General features: G+C 36.3%; 28 protein-coding genes. 4 read left to right on the top strand and 24 right to left on the bottom strand.

All coding sequences use genetic code 11. The features are described from left to right. Nucleotides 1-8: 8 nt before the first annotated feature. The 5 genes from mgtE to LB888_RS07565 are packed head-to-tail and all read right to left on the bottom strand — an operon-like array spanning nt 9 to nt 4,579. The gene (gene mgtE / locus LB888_RS07585) at nt 9-1,370 is read right to left on the bottom strand and encodes a magnesium transporter (RefSeq protein WP_318752468.1); all 1,362 of its coding nucleotides are present in this window, start codon (nt 1,368-1,370) and stop codon (nt 9-11) included. A 24-nt stretch (nt 1,371-1,394) separates the two neighbouring features. Further along, on the bottom strand, nt 1,395-2,303 hold the full coding sequence (locus LB888_RS07580) for an RluA family pseudouridine synthase (RefSeq protein ID WP_318752467.1): 909 nt from the start codon (nt 2,301-2,303) through the stop codon (nt 1,395-1,397). A gap of 1 nt (nt 2,304) precedes the next feature. After that, complete coding sequence (locus LB888_RS07575; RefSeq protein WP_318752466.1) at nt 2,305-3,060, bottom strand: thioredoxin family protein; 756 nt, start codon at nt 3,058-3,060, stop codon at nt 2,305-2,307. Nucleotides 3,061-3,073: 13 nt separating this feature from the next. Beyond that, a complete protein-coding gene (locus LB888_RS07570) occupies nt 3,074-3,934 on the bottom strand; it encodes an NAD kinase (RefSeq protein WP_318752465.1) in 861 nt (286 codons plus the stop codon). 12 nt (nt 3,935-3,946) lie between these two features. Beyond that, a complete protein-coding gene (locus LB888_RS07565) occupies nt 3,947-4,579 on the bottom strand; it encodes a GTP pyrophosphokinase family protein (protein WP_318752464.1) in 633 nt (210 codons plus the stop codon). A gap of 127 nt (nt 4,580-4,706) precedes the next feature. Between LB888_RS07565 and LB888_RS07560 the strand changes: the two genes are divergently transcribed. The 3 genes from LB888_RS07560 (at nt 4,707) to LB888_RS07550 (ending at nt 6,503) form a co-directional block, all read left to right on the top strand. Next, entirely contained in the window at nt 4,707-5,303 is a 597-nt protein-coding gene (locus LB888_RS07560) for a CYTH domain-containing protein (protein ID WP_311919996.1), read from the top strand. A gap of 73 nt (nt 5,304-5,376) precedes the next feature. Further along, nucleotides 5,377-6,054: a DsbA family protein gene (locus LB888_RS07555; RefSeq protein ID WP_318752463.1), complete on the top strand. Its 678-nt coding sequence runs from the start codon at nt 5,377-5,379 to the stop codon at nt 6,052-6,054. Nucleotides 6,055-6,278: 224 nt separating this feature from the next. Then, nucleotides 6,279-6,503 (top strand): hypothetical protein, encoded by a 225-nt coding sequence (locus LB888_RS07550; RefSeq protein ID WP_318752462.1) that lies wholly within the window; start codon nt 6,279-6,281, stop codon nt 6,501-6,503. 234 nt (nt 6,504-6,737) lie between these two features. Here the strand turns inward: LB888_RS07550 and LB888_RS07545 are convergent, their stop codons facing one another. From LB888_RS07545 to LB888_RS07480, 14 genes are all read right to left on the bottom strand, one after another. Further along, nucleotides 6,738-7,634: a DMT family transporter gene (locus tag LB888_RS07545; RefSeq protein ID WP_318752461.1), complete on the bottom strand. Its 897-nt coding sequence runs from the start codon at nt 7,632-7,634 to the stop codon at nt 6,738-6,740. A 190-nt stretch (nt 7,635-7,824) separates the two neighbouring features. Next, on the bottom strand, nt 7,825-8,004 hold the full coding sequence (rpmF, locus tag LB888_RS07540; protein ID WP_078754940.1) for a 50S ribosomal protein L32: 180 nt from the start codon (nt 8,002-8,004) through the stop codon (nt 7,825-7,827). Nucleotides 8,005-8,032: 28 nt separating this feature from the next. After that, nucleotides 8,033-8,581, bottom strand: coding sequence for a DUF177 domain-containing protein (locus LB888_RS07535; RefSeq protein WP_311920003.1), 549 nt, complete (start codon nt 8,579-8,581; stop codon nt 8,033-8,035). Nucleotides 8,582-8,715: 134 nt separating this feature from the next. Next, complete coding sequence (locus LB888_RS07530) at nt 8,716-9,810, bottom strand: nucleotidyltransferase family protein (protein ID WP_318752460.1); 1,095 nt, start codon at nt 9,808-9,810, stop codon at nt 8,716-8,718. Further along, nucleotides 9,807-10,553, bottom strand: a complete 747-nt coding sequence (locus LB888_RS07525; protein WP_318752459.1) for a class I SAM-dependent methyltransferase — start codon at nt 10,551-10,553, stop codon at nt 9,807-9,809. Before LB888_RS07525 ends, LB888_RS07530 begins: the two co-directional genes overlap by 4 nt. Beyond that, complete coding sequence (rsfS, locus tag LB888_RS07520; protein ID WP_318752458.1) at nt 10,543-10,917, bottom strand: ribosome silencing factor; 375 nt, start codon at nt 10,915-10,917, stop codon at nt 10,543-10,545. The genes LB888_RS07525 and rsfS overlap by 11 nt, the downstream gene beginning before the upstream one ends. Continuing rightward, nucleotides 10,914-11,507: a bis(5'-nucleosyl)-tetraphosphatase (symmetrical) YqeK gene (gene yqeK, locus LB888_RS07515; protein ID WP_318752457.1), complete on the bottom strand. Its 594-nt coding sequence runs from the start codon at nt 11,505-11,507 to the stop codon at nt 10,914-10,916. The genes rsfS and yqeK overlap by 4 nt, the downstream gene beginning before the upstream one ends. Nucleotides 11,508-11,517: 10 nt before the next feature. After that, on the bottom strand, nt 11,518-12,198 hold the full coding sequence (locus LB888_RS07510) for a nicotinate-nucleotide adenylyltransferase (RefSeq protein ID WP_078754946.1): 681 nt from the start codon (nt 12,196-12,198) through the stop codon (nt 11,518-11,520). Nucleotides 12,199-12,218: 20 nt separating this feature from the next. Beyond that, a complete protein-coding gene (yhbY, locus tag LB888_RS07505) occupies nt 12,219-12,533 on the bottom strand; it encodes a ribosome assembly RNA-binding protein YhbY (RefSeq protein WP_078754947.1) in 315 nt (104 codons plus the stop codon). Nucleotides 12,534-12,545: 12 nt separating this feature from the next. Continuing rightward, nucleotides 12,546-13,658 carry a ribosome biogenesis GTPase YqeH gene (gene yqeH, locus LB888_RS07500; protein WP_311920007.1) on the bottom strand — a complete coding sequence of 371 codons (1,113 nt, stop codon included), beginning with the start codon at nt 13,656-13,658 and terminating at the stop codon, nt 12,546-12,548. Between the two features lie 135 nt (nt 13,659-13,793). Next, nucleotides 13,794-14,021, bottom strand: a complete 228-nt coding sequence (locus tag LB888_RS07495; protein WP_071409024.1) for a YkuJ family protein — start codon at nt 14,019-14,021, stop codon at nt 13,794-13,796. Nucleotides 14,022-14,161: 140 nt separating this feature from the next. Next, nucleotides 14,162-15,406 (bottom strand): glycosyltransferase family 4 protein, encoded by a 1,245-nt coding sequence (locus LB888_RS07490; protein ID WP_318752456.1) that lies wholly within the window; start codon nt 15,404-15,406, stop codon nt 14,162-14,164. Nucleotides 15,407-16,341: 935 nt separating this feature from the next. Beyond that, nucleotides 16,342-18,081 carry a phosphoenolpyruvate--protein phosphotransferase gene (gene ptsP / locus LB888_RS07485; protein WP_318752455.1) on the bottom strand — a complete coding sequence of 580 codons (1,740 nt, stop codon included), beginning with the start codon at nt 18,079-18,081 and terminating at the stop codon, nt 16,342-16,344. 1 nt (nt 18,082) lies between these two features. Beyond that, the gene (locus LB888_RS07480) at nt 18,083-18,349 is read right to left on the bottom strand and encodes a phosphocarrier protein HPr (protein WP_066126871.1); all 267 of its coding nucleotides are present in this window, start codon (nt 18,347-18,349) and stop codon (nt 18,083-18,085) included. Between the two features lie 349 nt (nt 18,350-18,698). On the opposite strand from LB888_RS07480, the gene LB888_RS07475 reads away from it, so the two are divergent. Further along, on the top strand, nt 18,699-18,977 hold the full coding sequence (locus tag LB888_RS07475) for a DUF1827 family protein (protein WP_311920014.1): 279 nt from the start codon (nt 18,699-18,701) through the stop codon (nt 18,975-18,977). A 101-nt stretch (nt 18,978-19,078) separates the two neighbouring features. Here the strand turns inward: LB888_RS07475 and LB888_RS07470 are convergent, their stop codons facing one another. The 5 genes from LB888_RS07470 to LB888_RS07450 form a co-directional block, all read right to left on the bottom strand. Next, entirely contained in the window at nt 19,079-20,662 is a 1,584-nt protein-coding gene (locus tag LB888_RS07470; protein WP_318752454.1) for a peptide chain release factor 3, read from the bottom strand. A 378-nt stretch (nt 20,663-21,040) separates the two neighbouring features. Next, complete coding sequence (locus LB888_RS07465) at nt 21,041-21,667, bottom strand: DivIVA domain-containing protein (protein ID WP_066126708.1); 627 nt, start codon at nt 21,665-21,667, stop codon at nt 21,041-21,043. A gap of 147 nt (nt 21,668-21,814) precedes the next feature. Continuing rightward, the gene (locus tag LB888_RS07460) at nt 21,815-23,050 is read right to left on the bottom strand and encodes an ABC transporter permease (RefSeq protein WP_318752453.1); all 1,236 of its coding nucleotides are present in this window, start codon (nt 23,048-23,050) and stop codon (nt 21,815-21,817) included. Then, the gene (locus tag LB888_RS07455) at nt 23,047-23,778 is read right to left on the bottom strand and encodes an ABC transporter ATP-binding protein (protein ID WP_276650048.1); all 732 of its coding nucleotides are present in this window, start codon (nt 23,776-23,778) and stop codon (nt 23,047-23,049) included. The genes LB888_RS07460 and LB888_RS07455 overlap by 4 nt, the downstream gene beginning before the upstream one ends. After that, nucleotides 23,775-24,281, bottom strand: coding sequence for an N-acetyltransferase (locus LB888_RS07450; RefSeq protein WP_318752452.1), 507 nt, complete (start codon nt 24,279-24,281; stop codon nt 23,775-23,777). The genes LB888_RS07455 and LB888_RS07450 overlap by 4 nt, the downstream gene beginning before the upstream one ends. Nucleotides 24,282-24,286 lie beyond the last annotated feature (5 nt).

The raw sequence follows: 24,286 nt of genomic DNA, 5'->3' as shown, positions 1-24,286 counted from the left end.
TCTTGCATTTAACGTAAATAGTTCATAAAAGCTGATGCAATTGTAAAATAAATAAACACGGAAGTTAAGTCACTAAGCGTTGAGATAAACGGTCCACTGGCAACCGCTGGATCAAAGCCAATTTTATTCATTAGTTTCGGAATTAACGCACCGGCTAAATTCGCAACAAAGATTGCACAAGCCATCGATATACCAATAATACCACCTAAAATAATATTTTGCTTCCATATTCCTGCTACAACCGCAATGGTAACACCAACAATGATACCTTTAATTAAACCAGTTAAAATTTCAAACATTAAATTATTTTTGGTATCTTCTTCTGTTTTATTCGTCAACTTACGCACAGCGACCGCTAATGATTGAGTGCCGGCATTCCCCGCAGTACCGGTAATTAAAGTCACGAACGCTGATAATACACTAGCAGACTCAATTAAGCCTTCATACTGACTAATTAACGTAGCGGTCCCCATTCCTAAGAATAATAACGTAATCAACCACGGCAAACGGCTTTTAGCAGCAGACCAAGGTGTTTCGTGGTCAACATTAACATCAACCGCAGCTAGACCAGAGTAATCACTGTCCGCTTCATCTTGAATAATATCCAAAATATCATCGACTGTAATAATCCCTAAAAGTTCGTGGTCAAAGCCCACAACAGGTAAAGCTAGTAAGTCATAGTCTTGAACCATTTTAGCGACTTCGACTTGGTCATCACTCACTTGCACCGAAATCACGCGGGTATTCATGACGTCTTTAACTAAACGACTATCTTCATTAATGATTAAATCACGAAGTGAAATAACACCAGTCAAGCGTTCATGCTCATCCAACACATAAACATAATAAATTGTTTCGGCTTGTACCGCTACCGTTTTTAAATACTCGTAAGCTTCTCTTAATGTCAGATTTTCATCAATCCAAACAAACTCGGTGGTCATAATGGAACCCGCTGTTTCTGGTAAATAATTGATCAATTGACTAATTTCACGAGCACTTTCTGGTTTCATTAATTGCATGTATACTTTGACTTTTGTTAAGTCTTTTAAATGGTTTAAGAAGTCAACGGCGTTATCGGCATACATTTCAGCTAATACACTGGCCGCATAGCTGTCATTCATTTCATTGAAATAATCATCAATCGGGACTTCATCAACTTCAAAAGCATCAAAGATGCTTGCTAATTCTGATGGTGAAAGGTATTGATAAACTTTATTACGTTCTTCTGGTGATATTTGCTCAAATATTTTAGCTTGATCGTATTGATGCATTGCCAAAAATTCTGCACGAAAACGCGTCATACGATTATTATTTAGTAATTGTTTAATGACTTCTACGTTTTCTTCGAAGTTTCTTTCAAACACTTCCATATTATCCCTCCATAATGATTTTTATTAATTTTCTATCTTAAACGTTGTTTCTTTAATAATCCATTGTCGCATATCGTCCGGCAATGGTTGTTGAATTTTAAGTGGTTCTCCTGTAAAAGGTTGGAAAAATTGCAATTCTGCACAATGTAACGCTTGACGGTCCAGTATTTTAGTTAAAGGACCGCCATATAAGTCGTCTCCAATTAAGGGACCACCTACATGGGTTAAATGAACACGAATTTGATGAGTCCGTCCGGTATGTAATTGTAATTTTAATAAAGAACTGTGTGGAAATTGTTCTTGAACCCAGTACTCCGTTTGAGCACTCTTACCGCTAGAATCAACGACCCGCGTTATTAACGATTGATCATTTCTGGCGATTGGCGCATCAATGATTCCATGCACATTCTGCCAGTTGGTCTTTGTCGTTAATGCCTGGTAAAATTTCTTTATTTGACCATTTTGTATTTGTCGATCCATCAAGGCGTGAGCTAATCGATGCTTAGCGATTAACATCAGTCCCGTCGTGTCACGGTCTAATCGCGTCACGATATGAATGACTTGATCATGATAATCTTGAGCGACATAATAACCTTTGATACGATTGGCCATCGCCGAATCAGGAGCCTTAATCGATGGAATAGAGACCACATCAGCTGGTTTATTGACAACTAATAAATCTCGATCTTCATAAACAATCTCGATTGGCTCGAATGATGGAATGACCGTATCATGTCCTTTTTCATCAGGTGCGACCAGCATTAGCTCATCACCAGGATTAATCATCGCCCTAACTGAAACTGGTTGATCATTTAGTAATATTTCCCCATTAAATTTTACTGCGGTCGTAAAGCCACGTGGTAATTCTAAATGATGCAAAAAATATTTAATCTGCATGGGTTCCGTTAATTCACTAATAAATTTAAATTCCATCTTATTTATTTAACTCAACTACTTCTCTTAAGAAGTTTTCCATCTCCTGCATAGTATTTTGGTGATTGATACGCGCTTTAATTTCGCCCTGTTGTAAAATAAAAGCATGCGGGACTGTTTCGATATTTAAAAACTGAATGACACCATTAAAATTACGATCATCTGCTCGACGTTTGGTATTGTAATAATGTAAAGTCACATCCAATTCTTTTGCTAAATGGTTTAACTTCGGTATAAAAGCACGACAATAAGGACATTCATCGAAACCTAAATATAACACGACTGCTTCATCCATGCTTTTTTCCATAAATTCATTATACTCTTCTTCGCTAGCAACCTCTTCGACCTGTGAAAAATCAAGTGCCGCCACTTCAGTTAAAGTATTTTTATTGATATGATCGTATTCAGCATATCGCGCCGCTTTTTCTGCTGGTTCCATTGCTAAAAATTGGAGATTATCATCAATAATGACTTCACCATCTATTAAATCTTCCTCTGCAATGCCATTACTTTCATTGTCATTAATAGCGGTCGTGGACGCTTCACTTGAATTCTCAGCTCGTTCTTCACTTGATTGAACTGACGTGTCGGACACGCCCACTACGGATGTTTCAACGGTTGTTTCTTGGATGGTAGTCTCCTCAGCAGTCGTTGATGCTTCAGTCGTTGTCGTGACTTCCTTTTCTGTGGTGGAACAACCTGCTAAGGTTAATATTGCAACCATACTGGTCAAAAATAGAGAATAAAATTGTTTCATATCATTGCTCCTGTTATTTTAATAGATTATTGATTTGATTGATATTGTTTTGTTGTTGTTTTAAGCCAATAAAAGATGCTTCCACTCGATTCCAAAAATGAGTATGACGGATATTGGCAAAGCGTATCCGGCTATCGGAAATTTTTAAAACTAATGATTGAATCTCAATATCGCTAATATACTTATTATCAAACATTAGCATAAAGGTCGTTCCTTTGCCATGAATGGTAGGATAAATCTTTAACCATTCATCTTTGGCGATAATCATCGGTGAACCTAATGAACGGTAAACACGATTATTTAATGACGCAATCTCTGTTAATTGTAACGCATCTAAACGCGGATGAATCACGGCCCCACCTAATGATTTATTAAGACCAGTGGATCCGGTCGGTGTCGCGATACACAAGCCATCCCCGCGAAGTGTTTCAAAAAATTCTTCTTTAACATAAATATCACTGACCATCGTGCCAAAATTTGAACGAATCGAACATTCATTTAATGCTAAGAATTTACTATTATTGCCTATGGTATCTTCCATAGTAATCTCTAATAATGGATAGGTCACCGGTGGTTTATCCACACAATCTAACAAACCTTCGACTAGCGCTTCAATTTCATATGATTGCCAATCAGCATAAAAACCTAAATGGCCGGTATGAATCCCGATAAACTGAATCGAATCCACACGATTTTGTAAACGTTGAAAGGCGGATAATAAGGTGCCATCGCCTCCGATTGTAATAATATAATCGAATGCTTGTTCTTCATCGACTACTGCAATATTCGCTTTTGCTAATAGTTTTAATAATTTTGCTTTAATCGACTGTGATTCTTCTTTTTGACTTGCATAAATATAAACACGAATTGACATCTTGTCGGCCTCCTATTTGCGATCAAAGATACGAATAGCTTCTCTAATTTCATCTCTAATCTCAGACATTTCTTCATCTAACATAAAAGCAGCTTCCGATGCTCTTTCCAATCTTCTAAGGATTTCTTCTGGGTATTCTCCTCGGTATTTATAATTTAGTGAATGTTCAATTGTTGCCCAAAAATTCATCGCCAGTGTACGGATTTGAATTTCAACAATGACATTAATAGTTTCATTTGCTCGTTGAACTGGGTACTCGACTACCATATGATAAGAACGATAACCACTCGCTTTCCGATTTTTGATATAATCACGGACTAATAACACTTTAAAATCCTGCCGATTTTTCAACAGATGAGCGACCTCATAGATATCTTCAACAAATTGGCACATAATCCGAATCCCTGCAATATCTTGAACCCCAATTAATAAGTCTTCTGGTTCAATATTACGGATAGTCATTTTTTCTAAAATACTTTCTTTTGACTTTACCCGTCCAGTTACAAATTCTATAGGTGTATGGCGATGATTATCTATATATTCACCGCGAATATTTTTTAATTTTAGCTTCAATTCTTCTACCGCTTGATTATAAGGCGCTAAAAATTGTTTCCAATCTTCAATAAAATTATCTTCTATTTGCATCGTCAATCACCTCATTTGGAATTGGTCACACTAACATTTCCATTTTACCACAACTTGAGTAAAATTTATTGGGATATGCGAGAAAAATTTGATATAATCAAAAACGGATTAATGAAAGAGGGATATCATGAGTTATTCAATTGAACAAGAAATAAAAGCAATGTTAACCGCTAATGAATTCACAAAACTATTAAGTCATTTTGAACTGGCTTTTGATCAATATCAAACCCAACAAAATAATTACTATGATTCAGCTGATCAAAAACTCAAAAAAGCGCAGGCCGCCTTAAGATTACGGAATTTTAATACCCATAGCGAATGGACCTTTAAACAAAAACAAGACCAACATCGTTCACTTGAGTTAACTGAAAGTCATAGCTATCCTATCCTGCCCGTCCCTCAAACAATAACCCTTGACCAACTTCATGACCCCGTCATAAAGGATCAATTGCGTTATTTATTTAAGGACGATGACACTTTGGAGCTTTTTTTACAAATAAAAACAGACCGTTATCTTTACCATAACGAATACGGCGAATGGGCTATTGACCGAACTTATTATGGTGATACCGTCGACTATGAAATAGAATTAGAAACCCATGACTTAGAACCAGCAAAAGTAGCATTTGAAAACTTACTCACCGCCTTAGCAATCGACTTTCGGCCAGCTGATAAGAAGATTGCTCGAGCTTTGCATTATCTAAAACAATCAAATGATCATTAAAGCTTATGATTGGTATTAGATATTTAATTTTGGTAAGATAACATTACTAGGGAGATTAGAGGGAGGAATTACTGTGAAATCTGAATATCAAATTGAATACAGAACGAATGGGATTCCTAAAGTTTTTGAATTTTACTTATTTGTCAATCCATTAGGACGCCAATGTTTTAACTGTGAACGAGAATTAACCAAAACAATAGACTTAATTTCTGCTAAAACTGACGTCCACATTTTATGTTTCCACAATCAAAGTATTGTAACAGAATTTATGAATCGTTTAGGAATACTGTCTACCGATTTGACTTCACGCAACCATATTTATCGTAGTGTTTATCTAGCCTCATTAGCTTATAAAGCCGCTTCAATGCAAGGCAAAAAGAAGGGCCGCCGTTTCCTAATGGAAATGCAGTCACGAATTGTCGGGCAGTTAGAAAGATTTTCAGATGAATTTATTTTAGATTTGGCTGAAGAGATTGGTCTAGACATGCAAACCTTTGTTGATGATTTGGAATCTGATTATGTCAAACATTTATTGCAAAAAGATCAACAAATCGCTCGTGATATGAATGTCGAGAGCACACCTGCTTTAGTGTTGTTTGAACACAGACTTGGTGAACGTGGTGTGTTATTAGAAGGGTCGTTTAAAGCGCAAAATATTTTGTCACATCTAGATTTCTTAATTGAGTTAGATTACTTAAATGATTTAAATAAACCAAAGCTATCACTTATTGCTAAAAGAAAGACTGATTAAAACTATTCGGCCTTGCATAACTGTCATCCCAATGGTTGGGATGGCAGTTCTTTTTTTAAAAGGCTGACTCACATAGACTGAACAATCGCCACCGATTTGACAAACGATGCTCTAACTAATAAGTATGCTTTAAATGATACTACTTTAAATATCGGACGCGATAGCTTCCACTTAACTGTCAAAACAGCATAAAAAATAAAAGAGCCTTGAGGCTGGGCATAAACTTGATAAATTTAGTTAAGGTTATTGTTCGTAAATTAATAGCACAGTGGTTGAGTGGTCTCAAACTGCGTCTTAACGTAGCTGAGAACAAGCTTGAAAAATCCAGTCAAATTAGTGCTTATTCATTAAAAGCGCAGTGGTTGAGTGGTCTCAACCTGCGTCTTAATGACTTGCTTGAGACCTACTCAACTGTGCGGGGGTGGACAGACAAAGCGAAAATCATTTGATTTTCTACTTTTGGTCCACTCCCAACTGTGCGGGGGTGGGCAGACGAAGCGAAAATTTATTTAATTTTCTACTTCTTGCCCACTCCCAGTCTCTTTTTAAATGTTAATTGTAGTTGACAAACACTTAAAAAACCGTTTGGTTCCAACTGTTTATTTATAGCGTAGGGGGTGAATGGTCCCAAACCGTGCGGGGTAACAGACGAAGCGAAAATCATTCGATTTTCTACTTCTTGCCTACCCCTCTTTTTTCATTTGATTTAACAAGTAACGATTATATTGGAATGATAAGATACCCGCCAACATAATCATGGCATAACCTAATAAACTATAACGATCAGGCACTTGCTTTAAAAATATAAAGCCCCATAAACCAGTGAAAATAATATTAGTGTAATCAAAAACCGATATTTCAGATGCCGGAGCAAATTTATAGGCAAATGTAATACCAAATTGACCCACGGTTGCCATTAAACCAACAGTTAACAAAATTAAAATTTGTTGTCCACTCATCGGTGCATAATTAAAAATGAGCTGTGGTAAACTGATAATCGTAGAAAAAGCCGAGAAAAAAGCAATAATAAATGCTGGGGTGACACCCATGGAATTCAGTTTTCTAACACAAGTATAAGCCGCACCGGCACTAACCCCACCTAAAATACCGACTAGATAAGGGAACATCGTTGTTGACGCTAATGTTGGTTTTACGACAAATAATACACCCGTAAAAGCAAAAGCCAGTACTACTAAATGGAATTTCTTCATCGGTTCTTTTAAAAACAAAAACGAGAAGATTAAGGTTGCGAATGGCGATAATTTATTTAATACCGAGGCATCAGAAATCATAAGATGGTCCATCGCATAAAAATTACACCATAAACCAACAGTCCCAATAAATGATCTCATAATTAGCATTGCCCATGGAATTGATTTTGGTTTTTCAAGTTCTTTAACCGGCACCTTCTTATGTTCATTGAATAAAACAATGATTGCTACAATCATTGCTATTAAATTTCTAAAAAAACTTTTTTGAATGGTCGGAATATCACCTGCCAATGGAATAAATAAGTTCATTAATGAAAATCCTAATGCTGAAAATAAAATGGCGATAATTCCTTTACTTCGTAATGACATACTTCACTTCCTTTTCAAATTAATCCACTTTCTAGTGTAACATATTTCCCATAAGTAAAAGCATCAAATGATCACTAACTGATGCTAGTCAGAATAGTTTCCACAAATAGATGCAATTGTTTATGAACTTAACTTAATATTCAATAAAAAAAAGAGCTAGGAAATTATTATCCTAACTCCATATTTTTAATTATTCAGCATCTTTTGCTGTGTTTTTGCCATCGTAGAAACCACATGATGGACATACACGGTGACTTAATTTTAATTCACCACATTCCGGACATGTGTTCATTCCTGGAACTTCTAATTTAAAGTGTGTACGACGTTTTCTTTTTGATGCTTTTGATGTTTTACGTTTTGGTACTGCCATGTTTTACACCTCCTGATAGTGACTGAGTTTACTCAGTTTCATTGTCTTCGTTTAATAGGGATTGCAACTTCGCTAGGCGTGGATCAATTTCCGGCTTAGCTTCATCTTGTTGCTGGTGGTATTCATCTTCGGTCAAGACTGCCCAGTGATTACCTTTCGGTAAATCCTCTTCAACTTCATCAGGTCCTACCACTCGTTGCGGTAAACTTAATAATAGAGTCTCCAGTACAGCCTGTTCGAGGTCGATATAATCGTGTTCAAGAACGATAGTTGTCTCCTCATAATCGTCTGCATTTACATCATCCTCAGGATAGACGTAACGTTCCTTAATTGGGAAGGTTAAATCCACTTCCACAGGTTTTAAACTGCGCGTTGATGGTAATGTAATAACTACATCCGCATTACAGTGTAATATAATATCTGGTTCTCGAACAACAAAATAACCTGATACGTGAACGGGTTCTAAATGAATAATTGAATCATCTCGTGAAATTGCTTGTTCTTTGATATCCACATCGACTTCGATTGGTACCAATTCATCTCTACTATCACGTAACTTTCGAATTGTCCATTTCATATTATCACCTCTAAAACGACAGTATGTATTATACCCTATTTTTGGCTATACTGTCAATTCTCTCTTATATTTTTTAATTTATCTTTTTATCGGATATAGCGTTAAATTCTGTTCTTGAAGGCTTTTTATCGGATTTAGCTGATATACTTGATCGATACGCCATTGTAAATGATAACGATCAGCGTAATTTTTTTCCAATTAGCTATAATCTCCACGCTTTGATGACGCAAATCTTTTAAATAGTGACTATGACCCTCGCGATAAGCTAATAACCTGATAACGGGTTGTTTGGCATAATTCGTTTTATAATCTTGCCATTGTTGGTCAGTAATATTGCCTAACACTGCAATTAAGATTCGATTCACTGAAGCAGCTGTCCATCTCTTCGACGTCAAGCGATTAACGAAGTCATCCCAGCTCATAGCCCAACGTAATTGATTTAAAATCGCTACTTCAAATCCTTCTTTAATGCCAAAAATATGCTTTAAACTTTCAGCATTATGAGTCGTTAATTGATATTTCAATAATGGCCAATAATCATTCATCAACACCGGAGCATTAGCTTGGATTGCTTGCCACGTAAATAATGGTACTTCCGCTGACTGCAATTGTCCTTGAGTGATTTTCTCACGAACACTAGTAGCACTGTATAAACCATCTTCATTTTTTATACGCTTAATCGTTTGTAATATCATCGGGTGTTTCAGCTGTCGATTGGCTTTAATATATTGAATACCCAGTTGATGATTGGGTAAACTACTATCGAAATCGAATTCACCGAGAACCGATACGATGGCTTGTTGATAGCTTGCTGCATAAGATAGCCCCGTTTTCAAGGCCGCTTTTACTTCGATGTCTAAAGCCGATCGGTGAGCTTCTACCGTTTCGACAAATTGCGTCAATGTCTGAATATCTGCTTGTTCACTGCCAAAATAAACTTCACTGCAATTTAACAATGCTAATAATTCAATGCCTACTTTAGCAAAATAATCTGCCGATTGTAAACTGGCTAGCAAAGGTAACTCAAAGACAAAATCAGCACCACTGTCGATTGCGATTTGCGCGCGTTGCCATTTATCTAGAACAGCAAATTGGCCTCTTTGAACGACATTCCCACTCATCACGACCACTAATACATCGCATTGACTGCTTCGTCTAATCTGCTTCAATTGATATTGATGGCCTTTGTGTAAAGGATTATATTCTGCAATTAGCCCGACTATTTTCATTTTTTTACCACTCTAAAGAACCAACGTTCCGTTGTTGAATGGCGTTTTGGTCGATATTCATCCACGCCAAAATCAACTAATACTTCTATCGATTGAGTGGGTAATTTCGCTAAAATACTTTGATAAAAATCAAGTGGATAAGTCTTTTCGGTCAAGACAGTATCGAACCGTTGATAAAGCCCATCTGAGGACATTTGATCAAACACCGTTAAGTAATGTTCCACTTGTAAGTGCTGTTCATCGACCTCACTATCCCACATAATAGCCCCTTTTTCATCGCTATCAAAATAACTGAAATCTTTAAATCCGCTGGTTACTTGATAAGGGGTCCAGACATCAAAAAGCAAAGTTCCCCCAGATTTAAGCGCATTGAACATTTGTTGAATTGCTGTTGTTACTTGAGTCTCATTGTCCAAAAAACAAAGTGAGTCAGCAAAACAAGTGACTAAATCATACTGATTAGCATAATCTTCTAAGGCCAACATATCCGCTTGTCGATATATAATTTGCGAATTAGGGTCTTCTTTTTTGGCAATTTTTAACATCTCTTCATCAATATCAATTGCGGTCATTTCGCCAACAAAAGCTTGTAACATGACAGGAAACCAACCGGTCCCACAGGCAACGTCTAACGCTTTTTGAGGTTGTTCACTTAATGAGTTTAAAGTAAAGTCAAGCCAATCTTCATAGCTGGAAATATCATTGAACCGGTCGTAAACGCGGGCAATCTTACTAAAGCTCATTATTCTCACTCACCCAAGCTGAGATGTCAACTAAAGGTGCATCTTGCCAAATTTTTTCTAAATTATAATGACTTCTTTCAGAATAATAGAATACATGGACAATAATATCGATTAAATCGATTAACACCCAACGTCCTCCATCTTTACCTTCAACTTGTTTTACTTCAATCTCATTTTTTGCCGCAGCTTCTAACACGGAATCGACTACCGCATCCATTTGACGTTCATTTCTAGCGTGCATAATCACAAAATAATCAGCTAAGGGGGTCACTTCTCTGACATCCAATGCCATAATATCTTGTGCCATACGATCATCGGCAGCACGCACAATTACTTCTAGTTTTTCTAAATTTGTTTTTGTCATACATTTCTCCTTAAAATCCATTGATTATAAAATTCGATGGTTGGTAAAAAAATTGCAACTTCCTCACTAGCTAAATGCTTGATTGTTTCAACCATTTTATAAGTGACCGCTGCATCTATATCTTTATACGCCAATTTTCTAGCTTTTTTTACACCAGGAAAATCCCTACCTGGCTCCATGTAATCGGCAATAAATACCACTTTTACTAATGGAGACATTTCAGTCCAACCGATGGTATGTGCTGAAATGGCAGTTAAGATATCTTCATCTTCAATGTGGTACCAATCTTTGGCGATTGTAGCGGCTGCAAAGCCATGCCAAACATTATCATTTGCTTCTTTTAATGTTGGTTCATCCCAACGTTTTTGTGCTAATGCTAACATTTCCTCTTCTGGATAATCCTTCGCGTAATCATGCATTAGAGCAGCTATACTGGCTTTTTCAGGGTCTACACCGTATTGCTTGGCTAATTCGATTGCCGTCGCTTCTACGCGTAATACATGCTGATAACGTTTGGGTTTGATTTTGGTTGCTAAATCACTTAGTAATTGCTCACGGGTAACATTTATTAATTCATTTGAAAATTCCATATTTTCACCTTTAATCTTCCAGATATAAGCGATGCTTTTTAATGTATTCTTCAACTGCTGGCGGTACTTGATATTTGATAGATTGTTCTAAGAAAACTCTTAATCGAATTTCGGTTGAACTTAAATCTACTAAAGGCGAATCAACCCATAAAATCGGATACGGTCCCATATAAGGTTTTTCTCCTGGACGACGTACTGCCACGAATTGTACGAGTTGAACCAATTCATCGATTTCACGCCATGTTGATAAATCATTCGCGCTGTCACCGCCGATAATAAAGTAAAAATCAGCTTCAGGATATTCTTCTACAAAGTGGCGCATCGTATCAATGGTGTAATTTTTCCCACCACGATTTACCTCATACGGTTGCAATTTGAACATCGGATTACCCGCAATGGCTTTTTGTACCATTTGCAGACGATGTTGTGAGGCAATCGTTTTTTTACCTGGTGCATGTGGTGGCTTAGCCGTTGGCATAAACCATACTTCATCCAAATCTAATTGATGACCCACTTGTTCAGCCATTAATAAATGTCCCAAGTGAGGTGGATTAAAAGTTCCACCCATAATCCCTATACGGTAACGTCCTTGGCGATTCGGTTGCAAGGCTTCTTGTGAATTTGCTAAAAAATCAATTGCTTCTGCCAGTGCACGTTCAAAATCCGTTTCTGTCTCTGTTTGTAACGTCATCCACTTCACCTCAATTCAAATTAATCTAGTTCTAAAATTTGTAAGGAATAATCACGATATTTTTCTGTTTCTGATTCACGGTAAAGTGTCGCTGTATGACCAACAGTCTGAACGACTTCGGCATTAATTGCATCCGCTACTTTAGCCGCAGCCTCTTTAATTGTTTCATCAGAATTTTGTAAAATATTAAATTTCACTAGTTCGTGACGCTCAATCGCTAAATCGATTTGTTCAATAAAATTATCGGTTAAACCTAGTTTACCTACTTGATAAATTGATTTGATGGCATGAGATTCTTTCTTTAAATATTTTTTCTGTGCTTTATTCAGTGACATCTTTTTCTCCTTTTAAATAATTGACTCGCGAACGGTTAAAGCAACGGCTTTCGGTGCCCAAATTGTTAAATCAACTGGCTGATTGACTGTTAACCATCCTAACCCCGATAAGGCAATGTCTTGATTTTTTTCTAGATGTATTTTTTTGGCTACTAATGGCGGATAGCTTTCGATACTATTAGGGCCTGGTGGACTTAATAATTCACCACGATGCTTCTGATAAAGGGTGTCAGCTTCTGATAGTTTGGTACGGTGAATATAGATATCATTTGATACGTAAAAAGTAAAAGCCGCTCTTGGTCCCGCATTAAAGTCCATGCGCATTAAGCCACCTAAGAAAATGGTTTGCTCTGGATTTAGTTGATACGTTTTGGGTTTTAATGGTTTAGTCGGTAACACTTGTTTGATTTCTGTACGTGATAAATAGTGGGCCAGTTGAGAGCGCCGTACAATTCCTGGTGTATCAATAATCGAGTGATCATCTGTTAAGGGAATTTCAATCATATCGAGTGTCGTCCCAGGATGATTAGAAGTCGTGACGATTGATTTAGCGCCACCATAATGATTAATCAACTGATTAATTAAGGTAGATTTGCCGACATTGGTTACTCCTACAATATAAACATTTTTATGATCAATATTCGCTTCAATCACATTAATAACTTCCGCTAAAGTATGTTGCTTCGTTGCACTGGCTAACAATACTTCTTCAGGAAACAGTTTATTTTGATTCATTACCACTTTAACCCAATGTTTTAATTTTCTAAGATTGGTTACTTTGGGTAATAAATCGACTTTGTTCGCTAATACGACAAATGGTTGGCGACCAATAAAGCGTGATAAGCCATGAATGATACTCCCTTCAATATCGAAAATATCAACGACATAAATAACAAAAGCATCATCTTCCGCGATTTGATTTAATTTATCCAAAAAGACATCATCATCGATGGCGACATCTTGTAATTCATTATAATTGCGCAAACGAAAACATCTTTGACAGTAAAATTCACCTTTTTCAATTCCTTTTTGTAAGGCACTATTAGGTAAATAACCGATTGCTTCTTCTTGTTCAGTTTGAATCGTAGCGCCACACCCGATACATTGGTATGTTTGTTCAGCCAAATGCTTTCCTCCTTGGTTCTTCTAATAATTGACTTGGTTATTTCTTATTATAGCACAACCGCGCCCTAAGAAAGTAGTAAATGGTAATAAAAAAAGGAACTAGAATATCTTCCAGTCCCGAAAAATGCTCTTTAATTAAGCCAATAATTCAAAAATTTCAATTGCTACTAAATCAATATCATCAAATTGATAAGTTGTATCATTTTCACGATCGGTCATTTCAAAAGAATCATTTTCTTTTGTATATTTTACGATGCACTTTTCAACGCCTTCAACTTCAAATCGACGAACTTCTTCATTATTTTCTGATGCCATCATCGAATTTAATCGTTGAATAATTCCTATTAATACCGAAGGTTTCATGGAAACATTCCTTTCTTCGTTTAAGATGTGTAAACAGCTTATTGGCTAAATAACTTCAGCCCAAAACTCCACATACACTATGTTAACAAAATATGTTCAAATTGCAAGAAAAAGCAAAGCGAATTTTCAATTATTTTTCGCTAGTTATTTGTAAATTCTTGACCATTTTCCTTATCTGGGCCTAATACAACATCACGGATTAAGTTTTTAATTCGTGGAATCACAATATCCGGAATATTAAAGCGCGAGCGACATTTATGTTGGATCGCATATTCGTAAAACGCTTCTGCCGATTGACCAAAAGTTTCTACCGAAATAGCCGATAAGGCTTTCGTATCAATTGTTTGAATTTCACCACGTTCCATTTGTTTTAAAAAGTTAATGGCCGTTTGCGATAAACTCACTTGATCATCAAACAATTGACCAAAACACGCTTGTGGCATTAAAGATTCTAAATAAGGATTGCGTTTGGCGATAATCGGTAAACAATTGGCAAAGGCTTCTAAATAAGTCAATCCTTGCGTTTCAGATTCAGAAGCATTTAAATACAAATCACATAACTGATAATAATGGGGTACTTCGTCATAGCTAACCTCTCCAATAAAATCAATTCTAGCTGTTTTTTTGGCAGCTTGATTTTCTAATTCCTCTCGTGCTGGTCCGTCGCCTACAATTAATAGTCGCGAATTAGGATATTCTTTAGCAATTAACTCATATTCATCGATTACTTTATCAATACTTTTTTCTTTGGATAAACGTGATAAAGATAAAAATACTTTTTCATCTGAAACGATTGCTAACTTTGATTTTAACTCCGCTACTTTTTCTTTATTTGGTTCAGGAATTTTAACCCCCGTTGGGATAACGCGAATCTCATTTTGGATACCATATTCTCTCAATTTTTCAAAAGTCATCTTACTTGGAGCGATAATCCCTTCTACTTGTTCACAAAACAATCGGGTTAATGTGCCAACATGTTTGGCTTGAATCAAGTCGCCATCTAAAATATAATGCGTATATTTCTCGTACAAAGTATGATAAGTATGAATGACTGGAATTTTTAATCTTCCCGCCACATATAAACCAGTTAAACCTAAAGAAAATTCTGTATGCGTATGAATCACATCCAATTTAAACCGACGAGCTATTCTCAATGCTTTATCAAAACCACTATATGCAATACGCCGCTCTTCAAAACTTACAAATGGAATACTAGGCAACCTCACGATAGTCCCATCTTCATCATCATCGGCATGAGGGTCCGTTGTTGTAAAGATAATAACGAAATGTCCTCTTTTAACCAATTCGTCCCTTAATGATTTGATAGAAGTCGAAACCCCACTGACCTGAGGAAAATAAGTATCTGTAAATAGCCCGATATTCATATTGTCACCACTCTCTCGCCATAATATTTACACTTTGGTAATTCTATTATAGAAAATTTTGACTAAAAATGAAAGAACAACTCATCAATCTAGTATAAATTCAGACTTTTGGTCCAGATGGAAGTAGACCAGAAGTAGAAAATTGAATAATTTTCGCTTCGTCGGCCTACCCCCGCACAGTTGGGAGTGGACCAAAAGTAGAAAATCAAATGATTTTCGCTTCGTCTGTCCACCCCCGCACAGATGGGAGTGGACCAAAAGTAGAAAATCAAATGATTTTCGCTTTGTCTGTCCACCCCCGCACAGTTGAGTAGGTCTCAAGCAAGTCATTAAGACGCAGGTTGAGACCACTCAACCACTGCGCTTTTAATGAATAAGCACTAATTTGACTGGGTTTTTCAAGCTTGTTCTCAGCTACGTTAAGACGCAGGTTGAGACACTCAACCACTGCGCTTTTAATGAATAAGCACTAATTTGACTGGATTTTTCAAGCTTGTTCTCAGCTACGTTAAGACGCAGATTGAGGCCACTCAACCACTGTGCTTTGAATTAAATTGACATGCCTGAACAGAATTTAAAAAGTTTTGCCCTCTCCCTTTTTATATGGTGAAAGTGAACATGATAGCAATCTCGCTTATGCACTCATACGCTCCAGTAGCTTGTAGAAGCCAATTCAGGTAAATCAACATGGTTTTTGTTATGGCAAAATTAGATAACGATACGTACTAAAAAATTCTTCTATACTTTTAGCTATAGATGAATAGAGAAATTTTCATACCCCACAACATTTGACAAAGAGACGCAAAACATTCATTCACTGTCGCTAAATCACCCCGATATTACGTCCGGATTTTTCGTACTTTAAAATGCAAAAAAAGAGGTCAAGATGAAATCCAGTGAATTTCTCCTAACCTCTTTAGCTATTTAATTAAAAATTAGTTGTTTTGAGCAGCTTCAACCGCAGCATTAACTAACTCTACTACTTCTTCGGCAGTTGAACATTCGTTAATCGCTTTGTCAGCAAGTGCTTGCATATCCGTTAAGTTTAATTTACTAATTAAACTACGAGTTTTTAATACGCTGGTAGCACTCATAGAGAATTCATCTAAGCCCATACCTAATAATAATGGAACAGCAATTTGATCGCCGGCCATTTCCCCACACATACCAGTCCATTTACCTTCTTTATGTGAAGATTCGATAACGTGTTTAATTAACGTCAAGATTGATGGATTATATGGTTGGTATAAGTATGAAACTTGTTCATTCATACGGTCTGCAGCCATTGTATATTGAATTAAGTCATTCGTACCAATACTGAAGAAGTCTACTTCTTTAGCAAATTGGTGCGCTAAAACAGCAGCTGCTGGAATTTCAATCATAATCCCTACTTGGATTGAATCTGAAACTTCTACTCCTTCTGCTACTAACTCAGCTTTAGTTTCATCTAAAATCGCTTTAGCGGCACGGAATTCTTGTAACGTTGCAATCATTGGGAACATAATTCGTAAATCACCATGAACAGATGCTCTTAATAAAGCACGTAATTGTGTTTTGAACATTTCTTTGCGGTCTAATGAGATACGAATTGCACGGTAACCTAAGAATGGGTTCATTTCTTCTGGTAAAGTTAAATAAGGTAATTCTTTATCTCCACCAATATCCATTGTACGAACCACAACACCCTTACCGTCCATTGACTCTAATACTGTTTTATATGCTTCGTATTGATCATCTTCGGTTGGGAAGTCTGGTGAATCCATATATAAGAATTCAGTACGGTATAAACCAACACCTTCTGCTCCATTTTCTAAGACACCTTTAACGTCTTTTGGTGTTCCGATGTTAGCCGCTAATTCAACATGATGACCATCTTTAGTTACAGATGGTGCTGCAACTAATTTTTCCCATTCTGCTTTTTGGGCAGCATAAGCATCTGCTTTAGCTTGGTACTCTTTAATTTCTTCTTCTGTTGGATTTAACAATACCACGCCTTCTAACGCATCAACAATTAATAAATCGCCATCTTTTACTGTTTCAGTAATTGATTTCGTTCCAACGATAGCTGGAATTTCTAAAGAACGCGCCATAATTGCTGAGTGAGAAGTACGTCCACCAATGTTGGTTACGAACGCTTTTACAAAATCTTTGTTTAATTGCGCTGTATCACTTGGTGTTAAGTCGTGTGCAATCACAACGACTTCCTCATCAATAGTTGCAGGACTTGGTAATTTAACGCCTAATAATGCAGCTAAGACACGTTCGCTAACATCTTTAATATCAGCTGCACGTTCTTGCATATAAGGATTATCTTCCATTCCAGCAAACATGTTAATAAAGAATGTTGAAACTTCATGTAACGCAGCTTCAGCATTCACATTTTCATCTTTAATTTTCATTTTTACTTGATCCGTAAATTCAGGATCTTGTAAGACCATCAAGTGCGCTTCAAAGACTTGTGCCTCTTCCGCACCTAAAGATTCTTTGGCAATATCTCTAATTTTTGAAACTTCTGCAATAGCTTGCTCATAAGCAGCATCTAAACGAGCAACCTCTGCATCCGCATCTTCAACACGTTTTGTTTCAAAAGAAAGGTTTGGTTCTGTTAAAAGATAAACAGGAGCGATAGCAATGCCATCGCTCGCTGCAATCCCAGTTAATTTAACTGTTGTCATATTAGTTAGCTAAACCTTCGTTTTTCATGGTTTCAGCAACTGCTGCGATTGCTTCAACTTCATCGGCACCTTCAGCTGTAATCACGACATCAGCTCCTTGGCCAACACCTAGTGACATTACACCCATGATAGATTTAAGGTTAACTGATTTACCTTTATATTCTAAGTTTAAATCTGAAGAAAATTTGCTCGCAGTTTGAACTAATAAAGTTGCTGGACGAGCGTGGATTCCTGTTTCAGCTACTACATGAAATTCTTTCTTTTCCATAATACAATACCCCTTTAAGATAATTTATTAAGAGCCGTTTTGAGATTTATCAAAACTGAACCCTATCATAGTAAGAATACCATTTTTTTAAGGTTCTAACAACTATTTATGCTGATTTTCTTTAATAAAACCCTTTTTAGCTCTCTTTGCCGCTAATATTTTGAAGCGCCAACACTATTGTACTACTTTTCACAAGTTTTGAAAACCCTTTTACATATTTTATTTAATATAGGCTTGAGTTACTCTTTTCATAGATATTGTATTAATTATTTTTATTTTATCAGCTTTTTTACTGTTATTTTCATTAAAATAAGATTATAATAGTAAACAAAAGCAGAGGAGGTTCTACATGAAATTAATCGATGTTACCAATAGCCATTCAGATTTAGTAACTCGCCAACTAGAAAACACCGACTCTCACTCAGTTCGTGTCTATTCTGTTGGTCCTTGTACAGTTATTTATACTATCGCCAATACACATCAAAATATTATTATCATTAATAAAACTAGACCGGTTCGTCAAAGAGAAATCGACTTTGTTTTAGGTAAATTACTCCCTGACACAGATGTAGATGAATTGGAGACGATAAAAGGTGATAACTTCATTCAATTTGAGTTAAAAAATTAAATAATTACCACTAAGTTTTACCAGTAATCATCAAGGCTTATCTTAATCAGCCAGCAAAGATGAATTAGGTTTAACTTAGTGGTTTTTTATCGATTCTTTTATTAAAGTAACTGCAATAATGTCACATCAGGATATTTATCTTTAAACCAATTTTCTGCGAATTGATTTTCAAATAAAAATACTGGATTTCCGAAACGGTCACGCGTTAATAAATTACGGCTACTTGACATGTTCGGGTTTAAATCTTTCTCGTCGATCCAACGAGCAATTTTGTTCCCCATTGGGGTCATTACAACTTCCGCATTATACTCATGTAATAAACGGTATTGGAAAACTTCAAATTGTAATTGCCCCACAGCTCCAATAATATATTCTTCAGTATGATAAGTCTTAAATAATTGAATCGCCCCTTCTTGAACTAATTGTTCAATTCCTTTATGAAAAGATTTTTGTTTCATCACATTTTTAGGTGTCACTTTCATAAATAATTCAGGGGTAAATTGTGGTAATGGTTTAAACTCAACATTGCTTTTTCCTGAAAAAATCGTATCGCCGATTTGTAAATTACCAGTATCATACAAACCAATAATATCGCCTGCTACGGCTTCTTGCGTTTCTTCACGTGAATCAGCCATAAACTGCGTTGTATGGGCTAAACGCAATACCTTACCGGTTCTCTTTAAGGTGACATTCATCCCTTTTTCAAACGATCCGGAACAAATACGGATAAAAGCAATACGATCGCGGTGAGCCGGGTTCATATTGGCTTGGATTTTGAAAATAAAGCCTGTAAATTGTTCATCCGTCGGATCGACGACTATCGACTCATCTTTGGTCTCTACTTTAGATGGGGCCGGTGCTAAGTCAACAAAGGCATCAAAGAAAGTTTGAACACCAAATCCGGTTAAGGCCGATCCAAAGAAGACTGGGGTTAATTTACCTGTATTGATTAACTCGCGGTCAAATTCATTACCTGCTTCCGCTAACAATTGTGCATCTTCTAGTGCTTGAGTATAGATGGAAGATTCTTTAAATGGATGTTCTCCTACGGCTTCGCCCTCTTCGTCTAGTGGGATATACGTTTCTTCACCTTCTTGGGAACCTTTTAATTCAACTCGTTTATTATATAAATCATATAAACCTAATAAACCTTTTCCCATCCCCATTGGCCAATTCATTGGATAGGCATCAATGCCTAAGACTTCTTCTAATTCCGCAACTAATTCTAATGGTTCACGTCCATCACGGTCTAATTTATTCATAAAGGTAAAAATGGGAATGCCACGCATGCTACAGACTTCAAATAATTTTTTCGTTTGTGGCTCAATCCCTTTACCTGAATCCACCACCATCACGGCTGCGTCAACGGCCATTAATGTTCGATACGTATCTTCTGAGAAGTCCTCGTGCCCTGGTGTATCGACAATATTCACTTGGAACCCATCATAATCCACTTGCATCACTGAACTCGTTACCGAAATCCCTCTTTGTTTTTCGATTTCCATCCAGTCAGATTTTGCAAATTTGTTTGATTTTTTACCTTTTGCTTTTACCGTTCCCGCTTCACGGATTGCACCACTAAACAACAAGAATTGTTCTGTAATCGTCGTTTTCCCTGCATCTGGATGGGAAATAATCGCAAAAGTTCGGCGTTTATTTACTTCTTTTTTTAAGTTGATTGCCATTAGAAACTCCTATCTTTATTAATTTATTATTTAAAAAAATCAAGGGAGTGAACAAGATGTAGAAAATCGTTTGATTTTCGCTACGTCTGCCCACCCCCGCACTGTTGAATCACAATAAAACAATCTCTCACTAGACACGTTTTATGCCATTCAACTGCTGCGACATTATAGAACGCCACAAAACAAGGGAGTGGGCAAGAAGTAGAAAATTAAATAATTTTCGCTACGTCTGCCCACCCCCGCACAGTTGAGTAGGTCTCAAACAAGTTGTTAAGACGTAGATTGAGACCACTCAACCACTGCGCTTTTAATTAACGAACAATAATCTTAACTAACTTTATCAAGTTTATGCCCAGCCTCTCGTCTGTTCATCTTTTACTACATCTTAGCAAATTTAACTAACTTTGATTCTGAAGCTGAAGCCGGTTCTTGCTTTTCATTGGCAATCACTTCATGAATTAATTTTTCTAATTCTTTCTTTTCTTCTTCAGTAATACTCGTATTGTCCCATAATTTTTTCTTCTGTTGACGTGGTGTTGAAATCTCCATATTTTCATAGGCTTCAATTTGTCCACTGAATCGACTAATTTGATCTTCTGGATATAACGAATCAAAATCTGTATTTTCTAACATCTCTTGATAAGTTGCTACCACATCTTGCATTTCTTTTTGCATTTTCTTCATCATCTCACGCATTCCCATCCCTGAATTGACGAGTTCATGACTATGATGTGCAAATTCTTCTTTATATTGCGTCACTTGTTCATTGGTACGCTTTAAAATCTTCTCTGCTTCATCATTAGATTCCGCTACGATTTTATTTCCAGTCATTCGAGCATCTACAATCCCATCTTTTAAAGCTTGTTCCATTTCAATATACTCATTTAATTGTGTTTGAATTTCTGAAATTTGTTTATTTAACGCTTCTATTTGGGCATCTTTTTCTTGTAATGCACGATCCACTTCGGTTTTATTGTAGCCAAATAAACTGCTCGATAATTGCATTATTGCCACCTCTATCCTCTCCATTTCGCACTGATTGCGAAGAATCATCTTATATTTTAGCAAATAATTTTGTAACTTTCACTAACAAAAATCGTTTAATACCGTTTTTATCATTTCAATTTGATTACAATATCCTAAACATTGGCTCTATTCTTGTTTATGCAACCAAAATGGAATATATAAATAAACCATTAACATAATCAGTACTAGCCATAAAATACTAATCATTAAAGAAGTTTGTCCAAAACCAATTGTTATAACGGTGGCGATATTAAAAGCCAACCATTGAATGATCAATATAATCACGGAAACTTTTTGTAACGCACCGATTAAGTGACTTTGATTCTTTGGATAAATGCGTTGAAAGGGATTCGCATCATAATAATGAACCATTGGCAAAATCTGCACTAAAGTTAAATAGAAGCCAATTAACCCCAATCCTACGATTAAATAAATATTTTCTGTTAATAATAACATCACAAAAATAAAAATTAGCAATCTCAACCAAATACCACTAAATGTATTATTTCTAAATAATAGCCTTAAAAATAAGTAATAATCTCGATTTGGGTTTTTTCCAGTTAATAAATCGACTAATTTATCTAAATAAGCACGTCTTTTAACTACTACTTGCGTTTGTGGTACATCAGCAAAGAAGCTAATCCATTTATAAAAAACATTCGTTCTTTCTGCATCTACTTCGATAGTATAATCAAAGTCCAACCATGCTTGTCGATTTTGATAACAAACAAAGAGATAATAAACAATTGCGAGAGCTAATAAGGCAATCATAACTAATATTCCCCATTGCCCTAATAGCACTAAAGAAACCACCAAGAGGCCACCATATAAAATGGCTTGATAATTTTTACCTATTGTGCGAATAGCAAAAATACGACTAAACATTTGCATATGATATAAAACAACTGCTAATAATTGCATTAATACCCACAGATAGATAAACTGACGATCCCAATTGAGCCCAGTCGCAGCAAACGGAAAGATTAAACTCGCTAACAAGCCATTTAAGACTAGAGGTATTATCAAGCCTAATAATGTCCCCTTGAGCCAATAACGACGCCATTCTGCCCCTCTTGGATAGACATAACTGCGATCGGCTGCTTTCATCAACCATATGGGACGCCCATAAGTACTCAGTACCCCTAGCATTATCCCCATAAACAAGATGAGTGGTGTTTTTAATACCGTAGTGTAATCACCTTGAAGTACGACTAATTGTTCACGATAGAAAAACATGAAAAATCCGAGGATAACAAATAAGATGACAGAAAAATGATCATTAAAAATCAAGCGACCATATTTGCCCATTTCTTTGATTAATGATTGTAATCTCTTTTGCCTTAATTCTGTTAAATTTTTCATTGAGCGGCCTCCGTCATCTGAACATATAGTTCATCAAGCGTTGCCTCCGGTTGTCCAAATTGTTCTTGTATAGTCTTTAGGTCACCTTTTGCGATAATTTCTCCTGCTTGTAACATTAAATACTGGTCACATAATTGTTCTGCAATCATTAAAACATGCGTGGTAAAAATAATGGCGGTACCTTGTTGCGCTCTTTGTTGTAATAATTCGGTAAAATGTTTAATGGCTAATGGGTCTAAACCTAAAAATGGTTCGTCAATAATCATCACTTTCGCATCGGTTACCATTGCACAAATAATCATCACTTTTTGTTTCATTCCTTTTGAGAAATGAATCGGAAACCAGTTTAAATGATTTTCTAAACGGAATAATTTTAATAATGGCTTTGCTCGTTCCATGACTGTTTCGATTGGTAACCCATAGCCTAACGCCGTCATTTCCAGATGTTCCTTTAAGGTCAATTCTTCATACAAAACAGGTGTTTCTGGAATATAGGCTAATTGTTGAGAGAATTGCGATTGGTGTTCATTGATCGTTTGATTACCAATCGTAATATGCCCTTCAATAGGTTTGATTAAGCCTAAAATTGTTTTAAGTAAGGTTGACTTACCAGCACCATTTAGCCCTATTAAACCCACTATTTCTCCATAAGGGATGGTAAAATTAATCTTTTTTAATACGGGAATCCCTCGATAACCGCTACTCATATTTTTTACTACTAAACTCATATTGTCATCCTATCTTCCTGATAATATTGATATGCGACGCGTGTGCGTCCATCTGGTAAATAAATAATACCACAATATTGAAACCCCAATTTAGTTAATAATTGTCGCATCGGTCGATTCAATTCATGGGTATCGATTTTTATATTTGGATATTGGTTCATGACCCACTGGATACATTGTTGACCGATACCTTGTTTGTCATATTTTGAAACGATTCGATGAATCGTGACATAAGGTAAATCATTTAACCATTGACCTTCTTCGATGACCTGATAGGTCGGATCCTCCCCCAATAATAGGTAAAAAGTCCCTACCATTTCTTCTGTGTCATTCAAACATACATAGGACGTACCACTATTGATATCGGCTGTCAATTGTTCGGAACTCGGATACCCTGGTAGCCATTGATTAGGATTGCCCGTTGCTATTTGTTTTTGGCGTCCAATCTCAAATATCTCTTTCATCGCTGGTATATCAGCTAAAGTTGCTGGTCGTATTTTCATCTATT

The organism is Globicatella sp. PHS-GS-PNBC-21-1553, assembly GCF_033564055.1.
Taxonomy (GTDB): Bacteria; Bacillota; Bacilli; order Lactobacillales; family Aerococcaceae; genus Globicatella; species Globicatella sulfidifaciens.
This window is presented reverse-complemented; position numbering and strand designations above follow the sequence as displayed.

Bases quoted from the DNA above. Each gene is read 5' to 3' on its own strand.
- mgtE (WP_318752468.1), bottom strand. From the start codon at position 1,370: ATGGAAGTGTTTGAAAGAAACTTCGAAGAAAACGTAGAAGTCATTAAA.
- LB888_RS07580 (WP_318752467.1), bottom strand. From the start codon at position 2,303: ATGGAATTTAAATTTATTAGTGAATTAACGGAACCCATGCAGATTAAA.
- LB888_RS07575 (WP_318752466.1), bottom strand. From the start codon at position 3,060: ATGAAACAATTTTATTCTCTATTTTTGACCAGTATGGTTGCAATATTA.
- LB888_RS07570 (WP_318752465.1), bottom strand. From the start codon at position 3,934: ATGTCAATTCGTGTTTATATTTATGCAAGTCAAAAAGAAGAATCACAG.
- LB888_RS07565 (WP_318752464.1), bottom strand. From the start codon at position 4,579: ATGCAAATAGAAGATAATTTTATTGAAGATTGGAAACAATTTTTAGCG.
- LB888_RS07560 (WP_311919996.1), top strand. From the start codon at position 4,707: ATGAGTTATTCAATTGAACAAGAAATAAAAGCAATGTTAACCGCTAAT.
- LB888_RS07545 (WP_318752461.1), bottom strand. From the start codon at position 7,634: ATGTCATTACGAAGTAAAGGAATTATCGCCATTTTATTTTCAGCATTA.
- rpmF (WP_078754940.1), bottom strand. From the start codon at position 8,004: ATGGCAGTACCAAAACGTAAAACATCAAAAGCATCAAAAAGAAAACGT.
- LB888_RS07535 (WP_311920003.1), bottom strand. From the start codon at position 8,581: ATGAAATGGACAATTCGAAAGTTACGTGATAGTAGAGATGAATTGGTA.
- LB888_RS07530 (WP_318752460.1), bottom strand. From the start codon at position 9,810: ATGAAAATAGTCGGGCTAATTGCAGAATATAATCCTTTACACAAAGGC.
- LB888_RS07525 (WP_318752459.1), bottom strand. From the start codon at position 10,553: ATGAGCTTTAGTAAGATTGCCCGCGTTTACGACCGGTTCAATGATATT.
- rsfS (WP_318752458.1), bottom strand. From the start codon at position 10,917: ATGACAAAAACAAATTTAGAAAAACTAGAAGTAATTGTGCGTGCTGCC.
- yqeK (WP_318752457.1), bottom strand. From the start codon at position 11,507: ATGGAATTTTCAAATGAATTAATAAATGTTACCCGTGAGCAATTACTA.
- LB888_RS07510 (WP_078754946.1), bottom strand. From the start codon at position 12,198: ATGACGTTACAAACAGAGACAGAAACGGATTTTGAACGTGCACTGGCA.
- yhbY (WP_078754947.1), bottom strand. From the start codon at position 12,533: ATGTCACTGAATAAAGCACAGAAAAAATATTTAAAGAAAGAATCTCAT.
- LB888_RS07495 (WP_071409024.1), bottom strand. From the start codon at position 14,021: ATGAAACCTTCGGTATTAATAGGAATTATTCAACGATTAAATTCGATG.
- LB888_RS07490 (WP_318752456.1), bottom strand. From the start codon at position 15,406: ATGAATATCGGGCTATTTACAGATACTTATTTTCCTCAGGTCAGTGGG.
- ptsP (WP_318752455.1), bottom strand. From the start codon at position 18,081: ATGACAACAGTTAAATTAACTGGGATTGCAGCGAGCGATGGCATTGCT.
- LB888_RS07480 (WP_066126871.1), bottom strand. From the start codon at position 18,349: ATGGAAAAGAAAGAATTTCATGTAGTAGCTGAAACAGGAATCCACGCT.
- LB888_RS07475 (WP_311920014.1), top strand. From the start codon at position 18,699: ATGAAATTAATCGATGTTACCAATAGCCATTCAGATTTAGTAACTCGC.
- LB888_RS07470 (WP_318752454.1), bottom strand. From the start codon at position 20,662: ATGGCAATCAACTTAAAAAAAGAAGTAAATAAACGCCGAACTTTTGCG.
- LB888_RS07465 (WP_066126708.1), bottom strand. From the start codon at position 21,667: ATGCAATTATCGAGCAGTTTATTTGGCTACAATAAAACCGAAGTGGAT.
- LB888_RS07460 (WP_318752453.1), bottom strand. From the start codon at position 23,050: ATGAAAAATTTAACAGAATTAAGGCAAAAGAGATTACAATCATTAATC.
- LB888_RS07455 (WP_276650048.1), bottom strand. From the start codon at position 23,778: ATGAGTTTAGTAGTAAAAAATATGAGTAGCGGTTATCGAGGGATTCCC.
- LB888_RS07450 (WP_318752452.1), bottom strand. From the start codon at position 24,281: ATGAAAATACGACCAGCAACTTTAGCTGATATACCAGCGATGAAAGAG.